Raw genomic sequence first — 22,060 nt, forward strand, 5'->3', positions numbered from 1 at the left:
ACATGGTCCGGTTCGGATACACGCTGCTCACCGAACAAGCAGGCCCGCAGGAGCTGGTGCGGCACGCACCGTTGGCGGAGCGGGCCGGTTTCGACTTCGAGGTCATGAGCGACCACTACTCGCCGTGGCTGGATTCGCAGTCCCATTCCCCCTATGCCTGGAGTGTGCTGGGGGCGGTTGCGCAGGCCACCGAGCGGGTCGAGCTCATGACCTACGTGACCACCCCGACCATCCGCTACCACCCTGCGGTGGTGGCGCAGAAGGCCGCCACCATCGCGCTGCTGTCGAATGATCGCTTCACACTGGGGCTGGGAGCCGGGGAGAACCTCAACGAGCATGTGGTCGCCCGAGGCTGGCCTCCGGTCAACGTGCGCCACGAAATGCTGTCCGAAGCCGTCGACATCATCGGCTCGCTGTTCGACGGCGGGTACCTCGACTACGCCGGAGACCATTACCGCGTCGACTCGGCCAAGCTGTGGGACCTGCCGAGCACACGCCCCTCCGTCGCGGTCGCGGTATCCGGCCCCCAGTCGGTCCGGCGATTCGCGCCCAGAGTCGATGCGATGATCAGCACGGAACCGGACGCGCAGCTGTGCCGCGCCTGGGAAGACGCAGGCGGCCCCGGGCGCAGGATCGGTCAGATCCCGGTGTGCTGGGACTCCGACCGCCAGGCCGCGGTGCAACGCGCGCACGAGCAGTTCCGCTGGTTCGCCGGAGGGTGGAAGGTCAACGCCGAACTGCCCGGTCCGGCGAGCTTCGCGGCTGCCACGCAGTTCGTCCGCCCCGAGGACGTGGCCGCCAGCATTCCCTGCGGCCCCGAGGCGGATCCCATCGTCACGTCCGCCTCGGCCTTCTGGAAGGCCGGATACACCGACATCGCGCTCGTCCAGGTCGGTGGTGACCGGCACCAGGACGGCTTCTTCGACTTCGCCGGGCGTGAGCTGTTGCCCGCGCTGCGCGAAGCGGCCGAGAAGGACGTGGGCTGAGTCCTCTTCCCGACCCATCGGTGGGGCGGCGTCATCACCGCCCCGTCTGCCGACACCGGACGTCCGGGCGCCCGTCGGCCTCCCGGGGGAACCACCTCCCGCAACGTCTCCGGTGGCTCATTCCCGGACCACGTCCCGTGCCGGTTTGTCCGGACGCAACCCGAGGAAGCGCGGATGGCGCAGTTTGCCGTCCCGGGTCCACTCGGTGAACGCGATCTGGGCCACCAGTTCCGGCGAGACCCAGTGAGCGCCCTGCTCACCGACCCGTTCGTCGAACGGGCAGGCGTTCCGCTCCAGCCCGGCCATTGTCCGCCGCAGATCGTGGAGCGTCCTGTCGTCGTATCCCGTTCCGACCTTGCCCGCATAGCGCAACCGGGCGCCGTCGTAGTAGCCCACCAGCAGGGCGCCGAATCCCGTGCGTGTGCCCTGCGGATCGGTGAATCCGCCGATCACGAACTCCTGCTCACCGACACACTTGAACTTCAGCCATTCCCGCGAGCGGCGGGTCTCGTAGCCGCTGTCCGCCCTCTTGGCCACGAGACCTTCCCAGCCCCGCTCGCACGCCTGCCGGTAGAACTTCTCGCCTTCGGTGTTGCGATGACCGCTGTAGTGCAGCGGTGCCCGGAAGGAGAAGCATGCCTCGACGAGGCGTTTGCGCGTCCGCAGCGGCACCGCCCGCAGGTCCACCCCACCCAGAGCAGGCATGTCGAACAGGTAGAGATGGACACGCACACCCGTGGCACGGGCCTCCTCGGGAGAGGCGACGTGGATCCGGCGTTGCAGTGCGGCGAAACTGGTCCGCGTCCCCTCGAAGGCCACCACTTCACCATCGACGAGGAACCGGTCGACACCCTGCTCGGCCATGGCGTCCACGATCTCCGGATAGGAATGATCAACACGCTTGTGGTTGCGCGACCACATTGTCGGCGCGCCGCCGTCGCGACCCACGAGCACCCGGACACCGTCGAGCTTGGGCTCGAACAACCAACCCGGATCGGAAAACGGTGTATCGATCGGCGTCGCCTGCATCGGCGTCACCCACTCGCCGGCGGTCCATCGGCGCAGCCGCGAGCGTTCCTCGGCACTCAGCATGTCCTGTGGATCCCGTGTCATCGGCCATCCCGCGCGGCACGGCCGGCGCTGTGCCGGCGACTTTGTCGATCATCTCCAACCTAGAAGTGTCTCCGGTACCGAGCAACTCGGCCGGGAGCATTCTCGCGGCCTGTCTTTCGGATTGAGACCTCCGGTAGTGGGTATTCCCGGAGCAGAATGCTCTTGGCGGAGGTGACCGGTGATGGAAAAGGAGACCCTGAACAATTCCGTACTCTCACACGGCGAATGGGAAGATCTCGTCATCGCCGCGGAAAGCGCCGGTCGGCAGAGTGCTCGTGAATTGGCGCAACGCTGCACTCCGTGGGAGTTGGGCCGGACCGGACAGGTGTGGGTCCGTGTGCAACCGGACGACTCCCCGGTGGCCATGTGGCTGCGCTCCACCGGGCGCAGCAACACCGAAATCGGCCATCCCGACGAGCAGGGAGCACTGGTGGCCATCACGCCCACGGTCCGGGATCTCGCCCCGGCGAACTCTCCCGTGTCCAAGGCCCGGTCCCTGCTGGTACGGCGTGCCTACGCCGAGGCGTACTGCACCGTACTGGTTCAGGAGGCCGGTGTGATCGCCGAGGTACTGACCCTGCCGGATCAATTTCCCGCCCGGGAATCCCGCAGCGGCACAGCCGAATCCCGGCCGTAGTGCTCATCGGCCGGAACGCACGAATTCGCACCCGCGTGCATGTCGTCGCACGGCGTGCACGCGGGTGGGCGGGCAGGCCTGATACTCGAGGGGGCTCACAATGTATACGGACCCGACGAACCGCATCGCGGCGGGACTCGGAAACTACGTGGAAACGGTCGCTCGGTGCCTCGGCGAGGAGGCACTCACCACCGACTACGAAGCCAACGAGGACCTGGCCATCGCGATCATCATGGTCGCCTCCCGCCTGCCGACCATCACCGATCGTCCCCTGCTGCTGAGCTGGGACGAGGTCAACGGCTGGGCACTGCGCATCCAGATCAACGACAACGGCGAGACGATCGCGCTGTCCTACCTCGGTGGGGACGTTCTGCCGGAGGCAGGCGACGTGCGGCAGTTCCTCGAAGACGCTGCCCTGGGCAACCATCCGGGCAGTATCTCCCCTCCCGGATTTCGGCACCCGAACGATCAGGACAATCTCGAGCGGCGGCTCTCCCACTTCGGCTGACACTCCCGGAATCAGCCTGAGCAGGGCCGGGTCCGCGAGTCACCACGGTCGGCGGTGACCCGCTCGCTTCTTGAAGTACAGCATTCCGAGACCGATCGAGGCAGCGAGCACCCCCGAGGCCACGCCGCCGAGCACGAGCCCGGCCAGCAGGCACACCAACGTCAGTCCCGCGAAGAACAGCATCATGACGAACAGCAGTCGCCGCCCGCGTTCGTGGCCGAGCTGCGGGTCCCCCCTGCCGAATCGCTGGAACTGCGCAGCCAGCTGTGGTGCCTCCTCGGCCAAACCGAGCTCGATAGCCGCCAGCGTCTCTCTTTCTCGTCTGCTGAGCATGGAGCCCTCCCCGTCATCGCCTCGGTGATCGAGCGCGAAGCACAGCACTTCCCCGCCCGGGCTTGTCCTCCCCGCTAACCCGGGTGAGTTTCACCGCCGATCGGAGCCAGAACCTGGCCGGTGTAGTAGCTGGACAGCAGCTCGGAGGCAAGGAACACATAGGAAGGGGCAATCTCGTCCGGATGGCCCATCCGCCCCATCGGCGCCTGGCCACCGAACCCCTCGACCTTGCCCTCCGGGAAAGTCGACGGGATCAGCGGGGTCCACACCGGTCCCGGCGCAACACAGTTGACCCGCACACCGCTCTGTGCGAGGGACTGGGCCAGTGACTTCGTCAGCGTGTGCACCGCGCTCTTGCTCGTCGCGTAATCCATCATCGACTTGTTGCCGCGAAGACCGTTGACCGATCCGGTGTTGATGATCGAATTTCCCCGCGTCAGATGCGGCAGAGCTGCACGGATCACCCAGAACATGCTGTAGACGTTGACCTTGAACGTACGGTCGAACTGCTCGGTGGAGATTCGGGTGAAGTCCGACTCGACATACTGGGTTCCGGCGTGGTTGACGAGAACGTCGAGACCGCCCAGCCCGTCCACGACATCGTCGACCACGTGCCCGCAGTACTCCTCCGAGGCAAGATCACCCTTGTACAGCAAGCATCGCTTGCCCTCCTGTCGCACCAGGCTCGCGGTGTGCTCGGCATCGTCGTCCTCCGACGAGTCGAAATACACCACCGCGACGTCGGCGCCCTCCTTCGCGAAAGCCACCGACACCGCGCGACCGATCCCCGAGTCACCCCCCGTGACCAGGGTGCGCGCGCCGTCGAGCAAGCCACGGCCCACGTAGGCCCGCATCTCGTCATCCGGCTCGGGCTCCATCTCGCCCGTGCTTCCAGGGGGCTTCTGCTGCTGCCCCGGTGCCTGCTCGCGCCTGGTCACGATCGCCCCTCCCCCAACGCAGACTTCGAGTCAGCAGCGGAATTCCCGGCACGGCGCATACCGAAACCCGGCCGGGCGCGCGGAGCAGGAAGGGGCCTGCGCGAGCAGACGTCCCTGATCATTGCCACCTTTTTGACCCTGTGTAGTCAATTTCTTCCGAGAAAGCACACAACTACCACTCATGGGTAAGCACTTCTTGAGATAGCAAACACATTCGGTATCGGAATCGATATAGCTTTGTCAGAGTGGCTGATGTCGATATGTGCCCGCGGCCGCGGGCACAGACCCCGACTCCGGCGTTCGTCTCCACGACTCGTGACTCCGTAGCGCGGACATGCCGGGGCCCTGCGGGTCCGCTTCCGGGTATGCCGATGTGTCTTCAGGAGGACCGAGATCTCCCGCCCGTCCTTGGCGACCACATTCCGCGCGTTGAAGCATCCCAATTACCGGCGCTGGGCCGTTGCCGACTTCGTGTCCGTGACCGGCGCGTGGATGCAGAACCTCGGAGTGAACTGGCTCGTCCTCACGATGACCGGCTCGGCGAGCCTGCTCGGCCTGTCGCTGATGTTTTTGGCGCTGCCCCGCGTGCTCCTGGCCTCGTGGGCAGGTGCCATCGCCGATCGCTGGCCGGTACGGCGCGTGCTGTTCGTGACGCAGACCCTGCACGCGCTGCTGGCCCTGTGCCTGGCCGTGGTGGCCTGGACGGGTGCCCCGCTTGCCGCCATATTCGGCATCGCCCTGATCTCGGGCACGGTGACCGTCTTCGACGGCCCGGCGCTGGGCCGGTTCGGCTCCCAACTCGTCTCCCGGGAGGACCTGAGCAACGCCCTCAGCCTCGGTTCGGTCATCAGCTCGGGCGGCAGGATCTTCGGCATGAGCCTGGCCGGAGCACTGGTCAGTGTCACCGGCGAGGGATGGTTGTTCCTGCTCAACGCCCTGAGCTTCGTCGGTGTGCTGGTGGCGATCCAGCGGGTCCGGCCGGAGTCGATGTACCGGCTGGCCGTCAGTTCCCCCGAGAAGGCGGGCGCGAAAGCGGGGTTGCGTTACGTCCTCGGGCACCGGCCGATGATCGTGCTGTTCGTGCTGAGTTTCGTACTTTCCAGCCTGGGACGCAACTACCAGGTGACGATGGCGGCGATGAGCCACGGCCCACTGGGGGCCGGAGCCGCCGGTTACAGCGTGCTGTCGGTGGTGTTCGCGGTCGGCACCGTGCTCGGCGGTTTCCTGGCCGCCTCCCGCCAGGAGCTCACCCTGCGCATCCTGCTGGGCATGGCGCTGGGCACGAGCCTGCTGCAGATGCTGAGCGGAACAGCGCCGGTACTGCTGCTCTTCGCCGCCGTCCTCCTGCCGATCGCGGCAGGCGCGGTGGTCATCGACACCACCATGAGCACGCGGATCCAGCTCGATTCGGACGAGGAGATGCGCGGGCGTGTCCTGTCCGCCAAGGGCATGGTCACGGCGGCCTCCGGCGCCGTGGGCGGGCCCGTGCTCGGGTGGCTGTGCGAGCAGGCCGGCCCCGGCCACGCGCTGCAGCTGGCCGGTCTGGTGACCTCGCTGGCAACGGTGGCTGCATGGGTCCACTTCGCCCGGATGCCGGAGCGGCGCGGAATGCCCGCCGAACGCAAGTGGGCTCAGCTGGTCACGGTTCCCGCACCGGACACCGGGCAGCCACAGCCGCAGGAACACCAGCCGACCCCGGAGCCGGCTGCCGGGGAGGGGTCCCGCCCGGCACGGAATCCGCGGTGGCTGTTCCGCATCGACAAGCCCGCCGATGCGGACCCGGTGACCACGACGGCCGACCGGACACGTCCCGGCACGGGCAGGCAGCACGCGACGGAAGCCGTACCGATCACGGATTCCGGGCACTGAAACCGGGCAGCCGACGCCGAGCACCACCCCCGGCCGTGGCGGGAAGCCTCACCCGACGTAGCGACGGGCTCGGGAGTTCCGCTGCGGTTCCTCCAGCAGGCACAGGTCCCGTTCGACCCGAGCGGGCACGACCTGCCGCTCCCGGAGAACCCACGGCAGCCCGCGGGCCGCCTCGGCCACCGCCCGCAGGGTGGGGGCATCCTTCGGGGACGAGGACAGCACGGCGGCACTGCGGCGCAGCACGCTCCGCCAGGGTCTGCGCAACCACGTGGTCCACAGCGTGTTGCGGATACCGATCCGGCGGCGCCACCCGGAGTCCCTGGCTTCGGAGGGACTGTGGTGCACGAGGACGTCCTCGGCAAAACAGGTCCACCAACCGCGGGCGGCGAGATCGATCGACAGCAGTTCCTCCTCCCCGCAGAACCACAGCCGTGTCGAATAGCCACCGACCTCGCGGAACGGCGCGGTGCGAAACATCGTGGTACCGGCCAACCCCCCGAGTACGGCCGGTCCCGGCAGCCAGGGCGGTGCCGGGATCGGGGACTCGCGCATCTCCGGCGTCAACGGGTCCTCGGCGAGATCCGGCTCGACCAGGCAACGCCCCGTCACCGCCGCGAGCGCCGGATACCGATCGAGCAGCTCGGCCGCGCGACTCAGCGCACCCGGCTGCCAGCGAACGTCGTCGTCGCAGAAGGCGACATACGGTGTGTCGACGTGTTCCACGGCCCGGTTCCGCGCCACGGCTCCCAGGTTCGCCCGGCTGCGCAGCAGCAGCACCTGCGGGTGGTGCGTGGCGACGGCCTCGGCCGTGCCGTCCGCCGATGCGTTGTCCACGACGATGATCGGCGCCGCATCCGGCAACGCGGTCATGTGTTCGAGGGTGCGGAGCACTTCCTCCCGGCGGTTGTGCGTCATGACCGCCACGGTCACCTTCGCGTCGCCCTCTCTCCCGGCTGTCATCGGCGGGAGTACCGGTTCGAGCGGCGACGACGGAGCCGCAACCTCACGAGCCCCAGCACCGAGGCCAGCGCGGCAGCGGCGGCAAGCAGCCCGAGAAGCACCCACTGCATCCCGGACTCACGGCCACGGCGCACGGACCGTGCCAGGGTGGCGGCACCATCCTGGGCCTTGACCATGTAGGTGTGCGCCGCCTGCTGGGACCGGGTGGGCAGGTCCGCCCTGCGGGCCAGCGCGTCGATGGTTTCCCCGAGTTCGCGCCGGGCCACGTCACGATCGGTGTGCAGATGTTCTTCCTCGGTACTGGGGGTGCCCGGATACGGCGGGCGCTTGTCTTCCCCGCCCGATTGCGTGTTCGTCATTTCTTCGTCGCCTCTTTCAGGATCCGGGCATCCCATTGGGCTCCGCCGACGGCGTCCTCCGGCATCAGCGGTGTCGATTTGCGCAGTTGGGAGCGCCCCAGCACCGCGATGGCAGCGGCGATCAGCAGAAGCCCGGCGCCCACGATGAGCGCTGACAGCCATACCGGAAGCACGATCGCGATCAGCAGGATGACGGCGGCGAGCATGGCCAGCCCACCGAATCCGGCGACCACACCGGCGACGCCGAACAGCGCGGCTCCCTTGCCCGCTTCCTTGCCCTTGTGCTGCAGTTCCCGCTGAGCCAGCCGCAGTTCCGTGCGGATGAGCGTGGAGAGCTGCTCCCCGAGGTCGCGGACCAGCTCGGTCGTGGAGCGCTCCGATACAGGGTCCTTGTGCAAGTCCTGAGTCTCGTTCACGGTCATTGCCTTCCTCGTCACTGGCCGATCACGTACCTGCCGCCTCGAACAGCCCACCCTCCCGCGCCTGCCGGCGCGCTTGCTGCTACCCGGCTGCATACCCACTGCGAGGCGGGCACATGCATCACTTCGGCAGCCGCGCCGGAACGGAGCGGCCCTTGCGCAGCAGTCCGGCCAGCCCCGCCACCGCCGAGCCCGCCGCCACCGCGGTGGCCGCGCTCACCACTCGTTCCGCGGTGCGGCCGGCGGCAGGGCGGTCCGCACCGCGCTCGGGATACGGTCCGCCGGTGTCCCCGACGAGTCCGAGATGCAGGGCCTCGGCCAGGTGCATCGCGGTCCGGCCGGTGCCCGCCTGCTCGATCTGGGTGCGGCAGCTGAAGCCGTCGGCGATCACCAGAGTTTCGGGGGTCGTCTCCCGCAGGGTGGGCAGCAGCGCCTCCTCGGCGCAGGCCATCGACACGTCGTAGTGCCCCTTTTCGAAACCGAAGTTGCCCGCCACACCGCAGCACCCGCCACCGACGGGCCGCACGTCGATCCCGGCACGTTGCATGATCTCGGTGTCGGGATCGAATCCGACGGTCGCGTGCTGGTGGCAGTGGGTCTGCACCACGGCGCGTCGGGACAGCTGCGGCGGCTGCCAGCCCTCGGGTGCCCGGCCGACCAGGAGTTCGGCCAGGGTGTGCACCTGCCCCGCCAGTCGAGCCACGTCCTGGTCGGCGGGCATCATCTCCGGCGCGTCGGAACGGAACACCGCCGTGCAGGAGGGTTCGAGTCCGACGATGGGAGTTCCCGCCTCGAGCCAGGGACGCAGGGACTGCAACGTCCGGCGCAGCACCCTTCGGGCGGTGGCGAGCTGGCCGGTCGAGATCCACGTCAGCCCGCAGCACACCGGCATCTGCGGGACCACGACGTCGAATCCGGCCGATTCGAGCACGCGGACCGCCGCTCGTCCGATGTGCGGATGGAAATGGTTGGTGAACGTGTCCGGCCAGACCACGACCGTGCGCTGCCCTGCAGGGTCGGGCTCGCGCTCGGTCCGGCGGCGCCACCATTGCTGGACGGTCTCCTCCGCGAACAGCGGAGCGTCGCGCTCCGGGGTGATCCCGGCAGCGCGCTTGCCGAGCCCGGCCAGTCCCGGCGCGTGCAGCACCGCGTTGGCGAGCTTGGGGACGCGCTCGGCGAGAGTGGCCCACAGCGGCAGCCACCCCATCGAGTAGTGGGCCGCGGGCCGCACGCGCCCCTGGTAGTGGTGGGAGAGGAACTCGGCCTTGTAGGTGGCCATGTCCACGTTGACCGGGCAGTCGCTCTTGCAGCCCTTGCAGGCCAGGCACAGGTCCAGCGCGTCACGGACGCGTTCCGAACGCCACCCGTCGGTGATCGGCCCGTCGCCGTGCCCGTTGAGCATCTCGTAGAGCAACCGGGCCCGGCCACGGGTGGAGTGCTCCTCTTCACCGGTGGCCTTGTACGACGGGCACATCACCTGCCCCTGTTCGAGGCTGCGGCAGTTGCCGATGCCGACACAGCGCATGGCGGCGCGCCCGAAGCTGCCGTCGTCCTCGGGATAGCCGAAATACGTGTCCTGTTGCTCGGGATGCCAGTCCGTACCGAGTCGCAGGTTCTCATCGGCACGGTAGGACGCCACGACCTTGCCGGGATTCATCCTGTTGCCGGGATCGAACAGTTCCTTGACCCGCTCGAACAGGCCCACGACCTCGGTACCGAACATGCGATCGAGCAGTGGGCCGCGTGCCTGGCCATCACCGTGCTCACCGGACAGCGAGCCGCCGTAGTCGGTCACGAGATCCGCGGCGGCTTGCAGGAAACGCGTGAAGTTGTCGATGCCGCCGGCGGTCAACAGATCGAAGGGGATGCGGACATGGACGCACCCCTGACCGAAGTGCCCGTACAGGGACGGCCTGCCGAGACCGTACTCGGTGAACAGTTCCCGCAGGTCGTCGAGGTAGTCACCGAGCCGATCCGGGGGCACGGCGGAGTCCTCCCAGCCCGGCCAGGTGTCGGGCATGTCCGGTGGACGGGCCGTGGCACCGAGCCCTGCCTCCCGGGCTCGCCAGATTTCCTGCTCCGTGGCCGTGTCGTCGGAGAAATTCACCCGCGGGTGGTGGCGAGTCCTGGACAGCGCCTCCAGCAGCCGATCGGCCTGATCATTGGCCTCTTGGCGGGTGTGCGCGCCGAACTGCAGCAGGAGCCAACCGGCTCCCTCGGGCAGCATCTGCCGGGCTTCCTCGGAAAGCCGCTTCACCTGCTCGAAGTAGATGAGCCGGTCGTCGACACCCTCGAGGACGGTGGGTTCGCTGTTGGCCAGGATGTCCGGCACGGCACGGGCCGCATCGACGATGTCGTCGTAGCCGAGCACGAGCATCGTCGTGTGCTCCAGCACCGGAACCAGCGCCAATTCGGCATGCAGCACCGTGGCGAGAGTGCCCTCGCTGCCGACCAGGAGTCCCGCGAGGTCGAACCCCTGCTCGGGAAGCAATGCGTCGAGGTTGTAACCCGAAACTCGCCGGGGGATGTCGGGGAAGCGCTCCCGCACGAGATCCCCCGATTGCTCGGCCAGCTCGGCCAGGCCCCGGTAGAGTTCCGCCCGGCGGCCCCCCTCGGCCACGATGCGCTCGTAGTCGTCCCGGCCGGTGCGTCCCACCCAGCAACGCAGACCGTCATAGGTGAGCATCTCCAGGCCGACAGTGTTCTCACTGGTCTTGCCCGACCATTGGGCGGTGGCTCCGCAGGAATTGTTGCCGATCATGCCGCCGAGCGCGCAGTGACTGTGCGTGGAGGGGCGCGGCCCGAACTCCAGCCCGTACGGGGCGAGCTGGGCGTTGAGGTCGTCGAGCACGATTCCGGGTTCGACCACGCACGTGCGGTTGTCCGGATCGACCGACAGCAGGCGATGGCAGTACTTGGTCCAGTCGAGCACGATCGCCGCGTTGGTGGCCTGCCCACCCAGACTGGTTCCTCCCCCGCGGGACAGTACCGGCGCGCCGTGCTCCCGGCACACGGCGATCGCCTCGGCCCCGGCCTCCACGGACCGGGGCACCACGAGTCCGAGGGGAACCTGGCGGTAGTTCGACGCATCGGTGGCATACGCCCCGAGGCTGCCCGCATCGAACCGGATCTCGCCATCCACTCGCGAATCCAGGTCACGCTGCAGCGCCTCGATGTCCACGGAGTTCTCAGGACGCCGTCGAGGGGGTTGTAACTCGACGTCGACGCTGGCCATGGTCACACCTTTCCTGTTCTGTCGAGCCGTGCTCGACGGTTCCGGAAGCGGGTCCGAGGGCCGGGCGTGTTCAGCTGTTGCCGGGAAGTTTCTCGTAGAACTCGGCCATCTTCTGGCGGAATCCGGTCTTGGTGATGCCTGCGGCTTGCGGGTCTCCGGACGCCACGGCCTTGGCCGCCTTCTTGGCCTGATCGGGCTTGATGTGCGGCGGGATCGGCGGGACCTCCGGGTCGACCTCGAATTCCAGGACGACGGGCCGATCCGCGGCCAGGGCCTGCTGCCACGCATCGGCGACCCGGTCCTGCCGGTCGCAGTGGATCCCCTCGAGTCCCAGCATTCTGGCGAACTCGGCATAGCGCACGTCGGGAATGTCCTGGGAGGCCTCGAACTTGGGATCACCGGCCATCGCGCGTTGCTCCCAGGTGACCTGGTTGAGGTCCCGGTTGTTGAAGACGCAGAAAATCAGGGGGGCTCCGCGCATCCGGTTCGGATAGCGCTGCACGGTGATCAGTTCGAGCATGCCGTTCATCTGGAAGGCCCCGTCACCGACGAAGGCGATGACCGGCCGGTCGGGGTAGGCGAACCTGGCCGCGATCGCGTAGGGAGTGCCGGGCCCCATGCTGGCCAGCGTCCCCGCCAGCGAGGCGTCCATCCCCTCGCGCAGTGTCAGGTGCCGCGCCCACCAGTTGGTGATGGACCCCGTGTCGCAGGTGAGAATGCACCTGTCCGGCAGCAGGGGGGACAGCTCCCGGGCCGCCAGTTCGGGATTGACCTTGTTGACCTCCTGGTGTGCGCGCCGATCGAGGACGCCTTCCCATTCGCGCACGTTGCTTTCGATCGTCTCCCGCCACGAGCGGTCCTGCTTGTGCTCGAGCAGCGGCAGCAGTTCCTGCAGGGTCTCCTTGGCGTCCCCGACGACATGGGCGTCCATCGGATATCGCGTACCGACCATCGTGCCGTCGTTGTCGATCTGGACACCTCGCGCCGAGCCCTCCTCGGGCAGCCACTCGGCGTAGGGAAAGCTCGAGCCGACGACGAACAGCGTGTCGCAGTTCATCACCATCTCGTCGCTGGGCGCGGAACCGAGCAACCCGATCGGTCCGGTGACGTACGGCAGATCGTCGGGCACGACCGCGCGGCCGACGAGCCCCTTGGTGATGCCCGCCCCCAGTTTGTCGGCGACATCGAGCACCTCCTGGCGGGCCTCCTGGGCTCCCTGCCCGACCAGCATGGCGACCTTGCTGCTGCCGTTGAGGATCTCGGCTGCCCGCTGCAGTTCGGCGGTGTCCGGCAACATCCGCGGGCGGCTCCAGCCGACGCTGGTGTAGGTCGAACCGTGCATGCGCGGCGGCGAGGTGACGGCCTCTTCCTCCTGCACGTCACCGGGCAGGATCAGTGTGGCCACGCCGCGGCGGGTCAGTGCGGTCTTGATCGCCCGGTCGACCAGCATTCGCGCCTGCGCAGGTTCCATGCAGACCTGGACGAATTCCGAGACGTCCCGGAACAGCGTGGTCAGGTCGATCTCCTGCTGGTAGTTCGAACCCAGCGAAACCCGTTTCTGCTGCCCCACCAGCGCCAGCACGGGCTTGCGGTCGAGCTTGGCGTCGTAGAGACCGTTGAGCAGGTGTACCGCTCCGCCCCCGGACGTGCCGGTACAGCACCCGATGTTGCCGGTGAACTTCGCATGGCCGGTCGCCATGAACGCCGCCATCTCCTCGTGCCGGGCCTGCAGGAACTCCGGGTCACCCTGGGCACGGTTCAAAGCACCGAGAAGACCGTTGATGCCGTCGCCGGGGTAACCGTAGATGGAGTGAATTCCCCATTCCCGGAGACGCTGCACCACGAAATCCGCGACCTGCTGTGCCATGGGGGCTCGCTCCCTGTTCTCGCCGCTTGCCTCGTCGTCGACACGGCTACCCGATCAGTGCCCGCGTCACACTCTCCGGTGTCTGGCGAGTCGGGCTCGCCCGGCGACCCGCGCCGTGCTCCCGTCCCGGCAACTACCGGACCCCGCCCGCAGGACCGCGTCGATGGTTTGGCGCGGCAGTGACCGGGCATCCGCGAGGCAACCCCTGCCGACATGTTCCCGACGGAGTTATCGATGGCCGAGCACACCCAGTCCGGCGGCACACGCGTGGCCGTCCTCGGCGCGACCGGCAATGTCGGTACGAGTCTCGTCGAGGCGTTGAGCCACGATCCCGAGATCGCCGAGGTCCGGGCTCTGTCACGCCGCGAAGCGACGTGGTCCTCGCCGAAGGTGCAGTGGATCGGTACCGATGCCTGCACCGATGACCTGGTGTCGCGCTTTCGCGGTCTCGACACGGTCGTGCACCTGGAGTGGATCTTCCAGCCCACGCACAATCCCGCCACGACCTGGCGCAACAACGTGCACGGGAGTCTGCGCGTGTTCGACGCGGTCGCCGAGGCCGGCGTGCGCAACCTCGTCTACGCGTCCTCGGTCGGGGCCTACTCTCCGGGGCCGAAGACCCGTGCGGTCGATGAGCAGTGGCCCACGCACGGGTGGCCGGCTGCGGCCTACACCCGGGAAAAGGCCTACGTCGAGCGGTGCCTCGACTCGTTCGAGCAGCAGCACCCCGACCTGCGCATCACGCGTCTGCGCCCGGGATTCATCTTCAAGCACGAATCGGCCTCCCAGCAGCGGCGCTTGTTCGCCGGCCCCCTGCTGCCCGAGCGCCTGGCGCACCCGGAACTGCTGCCCGCCATTCCCGACATGCCGGGGTTGCGCTTCCAGGCGCTGCACACGGCGGACGCCGCCGAGGCCTATCGGCTGGCCGTGCACACGCCGGTACGCGGAGCGGTGAACATCGCTGCCGATCCGATCATCGACGGGCCGCAACTCGCCGAACTCTTCGGTACCCGTACCGTCCGGATCCCCAGCGCGCCGGTACGCGCCGCTCTGGCCGGTGCATGGACCCTGCACCTGGTACCCGCCTCACCACAGCTGTTCGATGCGGTGCTGCACCTTCCGATCATGGACACGACACGAGCCCGCACGGAACTGGGGTGGACTCCCCGGTACAGCTCCACCGAGGCCATTTCCGCCTTCGTCGAGGGACTGCGCCACCACGGGGGAGCCGACACACCGCCGCTGGCTCCCGAGATCCCCGGCGGCAGGGTGCAGGAACTCAAAACCGGCGTCGGTGAGCGCCAATAAGCAGTCGTGCGGCGGGTCCGGCCTGCCGGGGAGATGTGATGCGTGCTCACGCACCGCCGGATGCTGCCACCGCCACGGGCGCGACGTTCGGGGTGGAAGAGGAGTTCCTGCTGGTCGACGACGTATCCGGTCGTCCCTTTCCCGGTGCCTCGCCGGTGTTGGCGCGAGTGGCCGACCGGCTTCCGGCAGCGGCGGTACATCCGGAATTGATGGAGACCCAGGTCGAAGCCTCGACCGGCATCTGTACCACCCTCCCGGAGCTACGCGGGCAGCTCCGGAAGGCCCGTGACCGCCTCGGCGCCGCGGCCGGACTCGAACGGGTGCGGCTGGTCTCCTCGGGCACTCCCCCGCTGAGCGGTCCCCCGCCTCCGGTCTCCCCTGGCGAACGTTTCACCCGGAGCGCACGGATCTACGGGGGAGTGATCACCGACTACCAGGCGTGCGGCTGTCACGTTCACGTCGGCGTCCCGGATCGCGACACCGCCGTGGCCGTGATCAACCATCTGCGGCCGTGGTTGCCGACGTTGCTGGCTCTGTCCGGGAACTCGCCGTTCCACGGCGGCAGCGACACCGGCTATGCGAGCTGGCGCATGGTGCAGCAGTCCCGATTCCCCGGGGCCGGAATGCCACCGTGGTTCACCTCGGCGGCCGAGTACGACGCTCGGGTGTCACAGCTGGTCGACTGCGGAGTCCTCATGGACACCGGCATGTCGTTCTGGCTGGCCCGCCCGTCACCACGGTTGCCCACCGTGGAGCTGCGGGTGGCCGACGCGGCGATCACGGCCGAGGAGGCGACCCTGCAAGCCGCGCTGGGCCGTGCCCTGGTCCGCACCGCGCTCGCCGAGCTCTCCGCGGGGGTCGAGGCTCCTGCGGTGCCCGACCAGGTCGCGGCGGCCGCGGTCTGGGCGGCAGCGCGTTTCGGGCTTCGCGGCCACGGCGTGCATCCGGTGACCGAGCAGCGGATTCCGGCGATCGAACTCGTCCACGAGCTGCTCGAACGGGTGCGGCCCGCGCTCGACGAGACCGGGGACCTCGGCGCCGTTCGCCGGTGCCTGGCGTTCGTTCTCCGGTGGGGCATCGGTGCCGAACGGCAGCGTGGCGCCGCGCGAAACGGCTCCGACGCGGTGATCCACATGCTCGCCGAACGAACCGCTCCCGGCTGCCCGGACCGTGTCCCGAAGGCGGAAACCATCGGCACGGAGCACGGGTAGGAGCTGCGGCTGCGGGTACTCCGACGGTGAGAGTTCTCTTCGTATTTCGGAGGTCGGCATGAGTGCCATCGGCACTGCCCGAGTCGTGAGCCCCACACTGCCCGAACCGCGCGGGCCGTTGTCCGAGGCCGTGGTGACCGCTCTCGCGCACGACCGCTCGCCGGTCCCCCTGCCACAGGCGGAGGTGGACCGGGCCGATCCCTACGGTGATGACCTGGCGCTGGCCCTGCACGTCTGCTACGAGTTGCACTATCGCGGTTTCCGGTCGGTGTCTGCGGCATGGGAGTGGGATCCCGAGCTGTTGCGGGCACGCGCCGCGCTCGAACGGAGCTTCCTGCACGCGCTGCGTTCGGACGTCGACGGCGGTACCGATGTCACGGGCGTCCTCGACGACCTGCTCACCGAGCCGGTGCCGGGTGCAAGCCTCTCGCACCATCTCCGGGACACAGCCGAGTGGTGGCAGATGCGCGAGTACTTCGCGCACCGGTCGATCTATCACCTCAAGGAAGCCGACCCGCATGCCTGGGTGATTCCCCGCCTGCAGGGACAGGCCAAGGCCGCTCTCGTCGCGGTCGAGTTCGACGAGTTCGGCGGGGGCCGGGGAGAGCGGGTCCACGCCCGGCTCTTCGCCGATCTCATGGACGCTGCGGGACTGGATTCCGGCTACCTGCACTATCTCGACGACGTGCCCGCCCCGGCGATCGGCATCGTCAACCTCATGTCGATGCTGGGCCTGCACCGGGGACTGCGCGGCGCTCTGGTCGGTCACTTCACGGCCGCGGAGATCAGCACCGCGCCCAGCGCACAGCGCCTGGCCCGTGGTCTGGAACGGCTCGGCGCCGCTGCGGAGTGCATCCTGTTCTTCACCGAGCACATCGAGGCCGACGCGGTCCACGAGCAGATCATGCGCCGCGATGTCATCGGGGACCTGCTCGACAGGGAACCGGAACTGACCGCCGATGTCGTCTTCGGCATCCAGGCGACCGAGCTGCTGGAGGGCAAGCTGGCCCGGCATCTGTTCGGCGCCTGGCACGAGGGCAGGACGTCGCTGCGGCGCCCTCTTTCCACAGAACGAACGGAGTGAACGGAACTTTCACCCGTATAGAAGTAACGAAAGTTGGCGTTCACTCGTTCGTCCGGACGCGCCGCCGATGGCTGGTGTCGCAGAACGGATAGCGCTTGCTGCGGCGACAGGCACACACCGCCACCACGAAGCGGTCCGATTCGACCGCGGTGCCGTCCGCGAGCACCAGCTCCACCGGCCCCTCGATCAGCAGGGGGCCGTCGGGCACCACGGTCACCCTGCGCCTGTCGCGCCCCTGCTGTCCGCCTTCCGGGTCAGGCCGGGGGCTCGGGTCGGTCACCGCGGATCACCACCAATTGTTCGTACCGTTGCCCGGGTTCGATGATGCCGCGGGATTCCAGCAGGTCGATCCGCTCGCGCATCACCGGTCCGAACCTCTCCGGTCGCCGGGCGACGACCGTGGCCTTCAGTCCCGACTGCCGCAACCGCGTCAGTGTCCGGTCCACACCGCACAGTGCCGAGTGGACGATCAGCAACGTCCCTCCCGGCACCAGCAGATGTGATGCCCGCTGGCACAGCGGGTCCAGGACGGCGCGCCCGTCGCTGCCCGCGTCCCAGGAGCGGGCACCACCACGTTCCGGCGGGAAAGGCCCGGCCGAGGGCACGTACGGCGGATTCGCCAGAACCACATCGAATCGGCGACTCGCGGTGGAGGGATCGGGCACATCACCGTGCTCGACCCGGACGGGCAGTCGCCGCATCCGGGTGTTCAGGCGGGCAGCCAGCACCGCTCGCCGGGAAATGTCGACGGCGGTCACCTCCGTGGCACCGGCCCGTGCCGCTGCCACGGCGAGAACGCCGGTCCCGGTCCCCACATCGAGCACGCGCGCCCCCAGCGGCAGTGCGGCTTGTCGCATGGCTTCGACGAGAAGTCGGGTATCGGCCTGAGGTCGGTACACTCCGGGCGCTCTGAGTAACCACACACCATCGGGTGTACCTCGCCGGCCGGTGCCTAAACCGGTCGTCTCCGGTGAGCCGGTATCAACAGGCACCGTGCCGAGCGGGCCGGCGAGCGCGAGCGGGTTTCGAGATCCGGCGCTCGGGTTAACCAGCGAGCATGTCAGCCCGTGACCCCCAGGAACCGGACAACCAGGATTCGCAGCACCCGGACCCGGAGGAAACCCCCGGCCTGGAGCCCGGTGGTTCGGTTCCTCCGGGCGAGACACCCCCGGAATCGGCTTCGGCCACCGACAGCGTCTCGCACCCACAGCGCGCCGAAGCGCGGCCGATGAAATGGCTGTGGCTCATCGGCATCGCTCTGATCGCGGTGCTGGTGGCGTTGTTCTTCGTCATGCTGGCGGTCGGCATGCTGACCTGAAAGTCCCGCCTGCGCGGACATCCGAACCGGGCCGATCGCTGCAGCGACAGAGCCGGGCTCGAAGACGGGCACTCAGGTCCGCATCGGCGGATGTCCGACGCCGTACCAGGAGACTCCGGCGCGGTGCAGCACTTCCGGGTCGAGCAGGTTGCGGGTGTCGACGACCACCGGACCGTCCAGGACGGCCGCCACCCTCGGCCAGTCGAGCGTGCGGAACTCCTGCCAGTCGGTCAGCAGCACCATCCCGACCGCGCTCTTGGCCGCCTGATACGGATCGTCCACCAGCGTCACGATCCCCTCCAGGCGCGGATCGTCGGCCCGCACGCCGGGATCGTAGGCGACCAGTTCGGCCCCGCGCTCGGCCAGCAGGTGCGCCACCCCCAGGGCGGGTGAGTCGCGCAGGTCATCGGTACCTGCTTTGAAGGTCAGGCCGAGCACGCCGATCCGGGCGCCCTTCAGCGAGCTCTCCGGGCCTTCCCCGCAGGCCTCGGCGATCTTGGCCACCATCTGCTCGCGCTGGCGGGTATTCGCCGAGATCGTGGCCCGCAGCAGCGAGAAGTCGAAGTCGACCGCCTCCGAGACCTGCATCAGCGCCCGGGTGTCCTTCGGCAGGCACGAGCCGCCCCATCCCGGTCCGGGCCGCAGGCACGACGACCCGATGCGCCGGTCGTATCCCATCCCCGCGGTGACGTCGGCGATGTTGGCTCCCGAGTGCTCGCACAGTTCCGCGAGGGCGTTGACGTACGACAGTCGCAGCGCGAGGAAGCAGTTCGCCGCGTACTTGACCATCTCCGCGCTGGCGGCGTCGACGAGCACGGTCGGCGCCTCCAGCCGCGCGTACAGGTCCGCGACCTGCTGCGCGGCATCCCGGCTGGCGGAGCCGACCACGATCCGGTCGGGGTGCAGAAAGTCCCGCACCGCCGAACCCTCACGCAGGAACTCCGGGTTGCTGACCACCGGCACGTCCTCGCGGCGCACCAGCTCGGTCACCCGTGCCGAGGTGCCGACCGGCACTGTGGATTTCGTGACCAGCACACACCCGTGCGGCAGCAGGTCCCGGATCTCGCGGGTCACCGATTCCACGGCTGCCAGGTCGGCGCCTCCGTCCGCACCCATCGGTGTGGGGACGCACAGAAACACCATCTCCGCTTCGGCGGCAGCGCGGGCCGCTCCGACCACGAACGTCAGCCGCCCGGAGGCGAGCCCGTCCCGGACCAGTTCGGCCAGGTCCGGTTCGAGGATGTCCACCTCGCCCCGCGACAGGTGCCGCACCTTGGCGGCATCGACGTCACTGCACACCACGTGGTGCCCCAGCGAGGCCAGGCACGCCCCCGTGGTCAGCCCCACGTATCCGGTTCCCACGATGACGATCCGGCGGGTGAACACGCGCACCACCCTCCCCTCGGGTCAACGTCCCGGTCCGGCCGCTCGGAGAAGCTCCCGCCCCGTCCGTGCGGGCCGCTCCCGGGACGGTCGAAAGCAACCGCGCTGTGCAGCAGCTCCTGTCCCGGCTCGGCCGCCTGCGACAGCAGTTCCAGGCTGTGCCGGAGATCGGTGGGCAGCGGTGCGGGTGTCATGGCACAGTCGCCGATCCGGTCGTCGTAGGCCAGCGCTTCGGCCACGCTGTCGATGTCGGCTCCGACGGCTGTGCACAGCCCGCCGAGCGCGTTGATGTAGCACTGCTTGAGGGCGAAGTAGCCGTCGACCGCGTGACCGACCAGTTCGGCGCTGCGCACATCGGTACGCACGAGCGGGGCCCGGACGGATCGGTACAGCGAACTCACGTGTTCGGCCGCATCGCGGGTATCGGCGCCGATGACGATGCGGTCGGGCTGGAGGAAGTCCCGCACCATGGTGCCGGTGCGGAGAAACAGCGGATTGCTCACCAGCGGGACGCCGGGACGCAGCCGGGCGTGGAGCGTTTCGGCCCGTTCCCGCGAGGAGGTCGAGGCGTTGACGACGACGCAGCCCCGCGGCACCGCGCGAGCCAGTGCGTCGAAGGTGCGGAGATCGGCGCACACGAAGACCGTGTCCGGATCGGCCATCCCGTCGGTGACCTCGCGGACGAAGCGGAGCCTGCCGGTCAACAGGCCGTGGCGCACCAGTTCGGGCAACCGGGGCTCGTGCTCCTGCGTGCCGGACACCGCCGCCGGGCACAGCACGACACGGTGCCCGAGCGAGGCCAGGCCCGCCCCCACGGTCAGGCCTGCCGGGCCGCTGCCCACGACGGTGATTCTGCGCTCCTGCGCCGTCATCGAACACCTCCCCTGCCCGCGGTGTCGAGTTCCGCGGCGTGGGCGAGCACTCGCTGCGCCGCCTCGAGCACGTCCTCGACCGACAGGCGCAGCAGCCCCGCATCCGGCCGGTCGGCGAACGTGTCGCCCACGCTGCCCGCCCACAGCGCGGCGTGGCGTGGTTTGTCGGGCGGGCCCCAGTGCCGGGGCGAGACCGGACCGAACAGGATCACGGAGGGCGTGGCGAAGGCGGTGGCCACATGGGCGAGCCCGGTGTCGGCGCACACCACCAGGCTCGCCTCCGACACCAGCGCGGCGAGCCGGTACAGGTCGGTGCCTCCGGCCAGCACCGTCGTACGGGGCAGGCCCGCACCCTCGGCGATGCCCTCGGCGAGCGCTCGTTCCTGCGCACTGCCCGTGATCACCACGTCGTGTCCGCGGTCGGCGAGCCGGCGCGCGACCCGGGCGAAGCATTCCGGAGGCCATTGCCGTGCGCGGTGGCTGGCACCCGGATGCACAACGACCGCACCGGGCCGATCACTGCCCCGCCCGGGACGCTGAAGATCCAGCCTGCTCTCGTCGGCCTCGGTACCGTAGTGGCCCAGAAGGCGGCACCACCGGCGCACCTCGTGCTGGTCGTCTACCCACTGTGGTCCGTCGAGTTCCGGAAAGGACGGATGGGCATGCGTCATGATGCGCCGAGGATCGGCCGCCCGGAGGGCTTCGATGCTCTCCGGTCCGCTGCCGTGCAGGTTCACCGCGATGTCCGGGGCCCGGTCCGGTCGGCCGAACTCCCGCAGTCCCGCGGTCGGCCACAGCGTGTCCACGGCTCCGATCAACGGCAGCAGGTCGGCGAGCGGGGCGGGAGCGGCGAGCACGATCCGGCCGTCCGGAAAAGCACGCCGCAACCCCCGCAACGCCGGAACGGCGGTCAGCAGATCACCGAGGCCCAGGGCACGCAGGACCAGAACGGTGTACTGCTCCGTTACGGCCACGACGATTCCTCGGAGGAGCACACCACCATCTCGCGGACCTCGCAGCCGGGTGGCTGCCGCAAGGCGAACAGCACGGTCTCGGCGACATCCTCCGGCCGGTTCAGCTTCGCATCGGCCGGCGGCTTGTACTGCTCGTCGCGCCCGTCGAAGAACGCCGTGTGCATCCCGCCGGGTACGAGCGTGGTCACCCCGACACGTCCCGCGGTCTCGGCCGCAAGAGAACGGGAGAATCCCAGCACGCCGGCCTTCGATGCGCAGTAGGCCGTGGCGTCCGGGACCGCCTTGATTCCCAGGGTCGACGAGCACGTGACCACCGTCCCCGCGCTGCTCGTCAGATACGGCAGCGCAGCACGAACCACCGCCACGGTGCCCAGCAGGTTCACCTGGACCACCCGTTCCCATTCCTGCGCGTCGACCGAATCCAGGGCACCGCAGGAGTCGACCCCCGCAGCGGTGAACACCCCGTCGATCCGGTCCCCGGCCGACCGGGCCAGCTCCTGCACCGCGCTCTCGGTCGCCTCGCGGTCGGCGAGGTCCGCCCGGACGTGGGCGACCTCCGCCGTGGGCGCGTTCCGGTCGATCACCAGGGGAGTGCCGCCGTTGTCCAGCACGGCCTGCACGGTCGCGGCCCCGAGTCCCGACGCACCACCGGTGATGAGGACATTTCCCAGGGATTTCATGTGTCT

At 68.9% G+C, this 22,060-nt stretch carries 22 protein-coding genes; 8 read left to right on the forward strand and 14 right to left on the reverse strand.

The genetic code is table 11. The annotated features are described in order from the left end of the window. The first annotated feature begins 2 nt into the window (after nt 1-2). Nucleotides 3-986 carry a TIGR03557 family F420-dependent LLM class oxidoreductase gene (locus DFQ14_RS08960; protein ID WP_114452689.1) on the forward strand — a complete coding sequence of 328 codons (984 nt, stop codon included), beginning with the start codon at nt 3-5 and terminating at the stop codon, nt 984-986. A gap of 117 nt (nt 987-1,103) precedes the next feature. Here DFQ14_RS08960 and ligD read toward each other — a convergent pair whose 3' ends face one another. Next, nucleotides 1,104-2,099, reverse strand: coding sequence for a non-homologous end-joining DNA ligase (gene ligD / locus DFQ14_RS08965; protein WP_114452690.1), 996 nt, complete (start codon nt 2,097-2,099; stop codon nt 1,104-1,106). Nucleotides 2,100-2,280: 181 nt separating this feature from the next. On the opposite strand from ligD, the gene DFQ14_RS08970 reads away from it, so the two are divergent. Both DFQ14_RS08970 and DFQ14_RS08975 read left to right on the forward strand, forming a co-directional pair. Then, nucleotides 2,281-2,736: a hypothetical protein gene (locus DFQ14_RS08970; RefSeq protein WP_114452692.1), complete on the forward strand. Its 456-nt coding sequence runs from the start codon at nt 2,281-2,283 to the stop codon at nt 2,734-2,736. Nucleotides 2,737-2,836: 100 nt separating this feature from the next. After that, nucleotides 2,837-3,244: a DUF6292 family protein gene (locus tag DFQ14_RS08975; RefSeq protein ID WP_114452694.1), complete on the forward strand. Its 408-nt coding sequence runs from the start codon at nt 2,837-2,839 to the stop codon at nt 3,242-3,244. A gap of 39 nt (nt 3,245-3,283) precedes the next feature. Here the strand turns inward: DFQ14_RS08975 and DFQ14_RS08980 are convergent, their stop codons facing one another. Together DFQ14_RS08980 and DFQ14_RS08985 are read right to left on the reverse strand one after the other, a co-directional pair. Beyond that, nucleotides 3,284-3,577 carry a DUF3040 domain-containing protein gene (locus DFQ14_RS08980; RefSeq protein ID WP_141921306.1) on the reverse strand — a complete coding sequence of 98 codons (294 nt, stop codon included), beginning with the start codon at nt 3,575-3,577 and terminating at the stop codon, nt 3,284-3,286. 74 nt (nt 3,578-3,651) lie between these two features. After that, nucleotides 3,652-4,455 (reverse strand): SDR family oxidoreductase, encoded by an 804-nt coding sequence (locus tag DFQ14_RS08985; protein WP_114452698.1) that lies wholly within the window; start codon nt 4,453-4,455, stop codon nt 3,652-3,654. Nucleotides 4,456-4,944: 489 nt separating this feature from the next. On the opposite strand from DFQ14_RS08985, the gene DFQ14_RS08990 reads away from it, so the two are divergent. Next, on the forward strand, nt 4,945-6,384 hold the full coding sequence (locus DFQ14_RS08990) for an MFS transporter (RefSeq protein WP_246195443.1): 1,440 nt from the start codon (nt 4,945-4,947) through the stop codon (nt 6,382-6,384). 48 nt (nt 6,385-6,432) lie between these two features. Here DFQ14_RS08990 and DFQ14_RS08995 read toward each other — a convergent pair whose 3' ends face one another. From DFQ14_RS08995 to DFQ14_RS09015, 5 genes are all read right to left on the reverse strand, one after another. After that, nucleotides 6,433-7,299, reverse strand: coding sequence for a glycosyltransferase family 2 protein (locus DFQ14_RS08995; protein WP_476702817.1), 867 nt, complete (start codon nt 7,297-7,299; stop codon nt 6,433-6,435). A gap of 41 nt (nt 7,300-7,340) precedes the next feature. Further along, complete coding sequence (locus DFQ14_RS09000; protein WP_158546682.1) at nt 7,341-7,703, reverse strand: DUF3618 domain-containing protein; 363 nt, start codon at nt 7,701-7,703, stop codon at nt 7,341-7,343. After that, nucleotides 7,700-8,119 (reverse strand): phage holin family protein, encoded by a 420-nt coding sequence (locus DFQ14_RS09005; protein ID WP_246195444.1) that lies wholly within the window; start codon nt 8,117-8,119, stop codon nt 7,700-7,702. The genes DFQ14_RS09000 and DFQ14_RS09005 overlap by 4 nt, the downstream gene beginning before the upstream one ends. 124 nt (nt 8,120-8,243) lie before the next feature. Further along, nucleotides 8,244-11,357, reverse strand: a complete 3,114-nt coding sequence (locus DFQ14_RS09010) for an FAD-binding and (Fe-S)-binding domain-containing protein (protein WP_114452707.1) — start codon at nt 11,355-11,357, stop codon at nt 8,244-8,246. A 70-nt stretch (nt 11,358-11,427) separates the two neighbouring features. Next, the gene (locus DFQ14_RS09015) at nt 11,428-13,224 is read right to left on the reverse strand and encodes a thiamine pyrophosphate-requiring protein (protein WP_114452709.1); all 1,797 of its coding nucleotides are present in this window, start codon (nt 13,222-13,224) and stop codon (nt 11,428-11,430) included. 234 nt (nt 13,225-13,458) lie between these two features. Here DFQ14_RS09015 and DFQ14_RS09020 point away from each other — a divergent pair, with 234 nt between their 5' ends. The 3 genes from DFQ14_RS09020 to DFQ14_RS09030 are packed head-to-tail and all read left to right on the forward strand — an operon-like array spanning nt 13,459 to nt 16,827. Then, on the forward strand, nt 13,459-14,532 hold the full coding sequence (locus tag DFQ14_RS09020; RefSeq protein WP_114452711.1) for an NAD-dependent epimerase/dehydratase family protein: 1,074 nt from the start codon (nt 13,459-13,461) through the stop codon (nt 14,530-14,532). A gap of 38 nt (nt 14,533-14,570) precedes the next feature. Next, nucleotides 14,571-15,743, forward strand: a complete 1,173-nt coding sequence (locus DFQ14_RS09025; RefSeq protein WP_114452713.1) for a carboxylate-amine ligase — start codon at nt 14,571-14,573, stop codon at nt 15,741-15,743. A 58-nt stretch (nt 15,744-15,801) separates the two neighbouring features. Further along, on the forward strand, nt 15,802-16,827 hold the full coding sequence (locus DFQ14_RS09030; RefSeq protein ID WP_114452715.1) for an iron-containing redox enzyme family protein: 1,026 nt from the start codon (nt 15,802-15,804) through the stop codon (nt 16,825-16,827). Nucleotides 16,828-16,867: 40 nt separating this feature from the next. Here DFQ14_RS09030 and DFQ14_RS09035 read toward each other — a convergent pair whose 3' ends face one another. Beyond that, the gene (locus DFQ14_RS09035; protein ID WP_114452717.1) at nt 16,868-17,107 is read right to left on the reverse strand and encodes a CDGSH iron-sulfur domain-containing protein; all 240 of its coding nucleotides are present in this window, start codon (nt 17,105-17,107) and stop codon (nt 16,868-16,870) included. Beyond that, entirely contained in the window at nt 17,082-17,750 is a 669-nt protein-coding gene (locus DFQ14_RS09040; protein WP_114452719.1) for a HemK2/MTQ2 family protein methyltransferase, read from the reverse strand. The genes DFQ14_RS09035 and DFQ14_RS09040 overlap by 26 nt, the downstream gene beginning before the upstream one ends. 134 nt (nt 17,751-17,884) lie before the next feature. Here DFQ14_RS09040 and DFQ14_RS09045 point away from each other — a divergent pair, with 134 nt between their 5' ends. Next, nucleotides 17,885-18,145 carry a DUF6480 family protein gene (locus DFQ14_RS09045; RefSeq protein WP_114452721.1) on the forward strand — a complete coding sequence of 87 codons (261 nt, stop codon included), beginning with the start codon at nt 17,885-17,887 and terminating at the stop codon, nt 18,143-18,145. 72 nt (nt 18,146-18,217) lie between these two features. Here DFQ14_RS09045 and DFQ14_RS09050 read toward each other — a convergent pair whose 3' ends face one another. The 4 genes from DFQ14_RS09050 to DFQ14_RS09065 are packed head-to-tail and all read right to left on the reverse strand — an operon-like array spanning nt 18,218 to nt 22,054. Next, on the reverse strand, nt 18,218-19,531 hold the full coding sequence (locus DFQ14_RS09050; RefSeq protein WP_114452862.1) for a UDP-glucose dehydrogenase family protein: 1,314 nt from the start codon (nt 19,529-19,531) through the stop codon (nt 18,218-18,220). Next, nucleotides 19,483-20,400 (reverse strand): UDP-glucose/GDP-mannose dehydrogenase family protein, encoded by a 918-nt coding sequence (locus DFQ14_RS09055; RefSeq protein WP_114452723.1) that lies wholly within the window; start codon nt 20,398-20,400, stop codon nt 19,483-19,485. Before DFQ14_RS09055 ends, DFQ14_RS09050 begins: the two co-directional genes overlap by 49 nt. Beyond that, a complete protein-coding gene (locus DFQ14_RS09060; protein WP_246195446.1) occupies nt 20,397-21,374 on the reverse strand; it encodes a glycosyltransferase family 9 protein in 978 nt (325 codons plus the stop codon). The genes DFQ14_RS09055 and DFQ14_RS09060 overlap by 4 nt, the downstream gene beginning before the upstream one ends. Beyond that, nucleotides 21,365-22,054 carry an SDR family oxidoreductase gene (locus DFQ14_RS09065; protein WP_114452727.1) on the reverse strand — a complete coding sequence of 230 codons (690 nt, stop codon included), beginning with the start codon at nt 22,052-22,054 and terminating at the stop codon, nt 21,365-21,367. Before DFQ14_RS09065 ends, DFQ14_RS09060 begins: the two co-directional genes overlap by 10 nt. Between the last annotated feature and the right edge of the window lie 6 nt (nt 22,055-22,060).

Source organism: Halopolyspora algeriensis, assembly GCF_003337235.1.
In the GTDB taxonomy this organism is placed as follows: domain Bacteria; phylum Actinomycetota; class Actinomycetes; order Mycobacteriales; family Pseudonocardiaceae; genus Haloactinomyces; species Haloactinomyces algeriensis.

Coding starts and splice junctions, on each gene's coding strand:
- DFQ14_RS09065 (WP_114452727.1), bottom strand. CDS start 22,054: ATGAAATCCCTGGGAAATGTCCTCATCACCGGTGGTGCGTCGGGACTC.
- DFQ14_RS08980 (WP_141921306.1), bottom strand. CDS start 3,577: ATGCTCAGCAGACGAGAAAGAGAGACGCTGGCGGCTATCGAGCTCGGT.
- DFQ14_RS08985 (WP_114452698.1), bottom strand. CDS start 4,455: ATGGAGCCCGAGCCGGATGACGAGATGCGGGCCTACGTGGGCCGTGGC.
- DFQ14_RS08995 (WP_476702817.1), bottom strand. CDS start 7,299: ATGACGCACAACCGCCGGGAGGAAGTGCTCCGCACCCTCGAACACATG.
- DFQ14_RS09015 (WP_114452709.1), bottom strand. CDS start 13,224: ATGGCACAGCAGGTCGCGGATTTCGTGGTGCAGCGTCTCCGGGAATGG.
- DFQ14_RS09020 (WP_114452711.1), top strand. CDS start 13,459: ATGGCCGAGCACACCCAGTCCGGCGGCACACGCGTGGCCGTCCTCGGC.
- DFQ14_RS08975 (WP_114452694.1), top strand. CDS start 2,837: ATGTATACGGACCCGACGAACCGCATCGCGGCGGGACTCGGAAACTAC.
- ligD (WP_114452690.1), bottom strand. CDS start 2,099: ATGACACGGGATCCACAGGACATGCTGAGTGCCGAGGAACGCTCGCGG.
- DFQ14_RS08970 (WP_114452692.1), top strand. CDS start 2,281: ATGGAAAAGGAGACCCTGAACAATTCCGTACTCTCACACGGCGAATGG.
- DFQ14_RS09010 (WP_114452707.1), bottom strand. CDS start 11,357: ATGGCCAGCGTCGACGTCGAGTTACAACCCCCTCGACGGCGTCCTGAG.
- DFQ14_RS09055 (WP_114452723.1), bottom strand. CDS start 20,400: ATGACGGCGCAGGAGCGCAGAATCACCGTCGTGGGCAGCGGCCCGGCA.
- DFQ14_RS09045 (WP_114452721.1), top strand. CDS start 17,885: ATGTCAGCCCGTGACCCCCAGGAACCGGACAACCAGGATTCGCAGCAC.
- DFQ14_RS09030 (WP_114452715.1), top strand. CDS start 15,802: ATGAGTGCCATCGGCACTGCCCGAGTCGTGAGCCCCACACTGCCCGAA.
- DFQ14_RS09000 (WP_158546682.1), bottom strand. CDS start 7,703: ATGACGAACACGCAATCGGGCGGGGAAGACAAGCGCCCGCCGTATCCG.
- DFQ14_RS08960 (WP_114452689.1), top strand. CDS start 3: ATGGTCCGGTTCGGATACACGCTGCTCACCGAACAAGCAGGCCCGCAG.
- DFQ14_RS09025 (WP_114452713.1), top strand. CDS start 14,571: ATGCGTGCTCACGCACCGCCGGATGCTGCCACCGCCACGGGCGCGACG.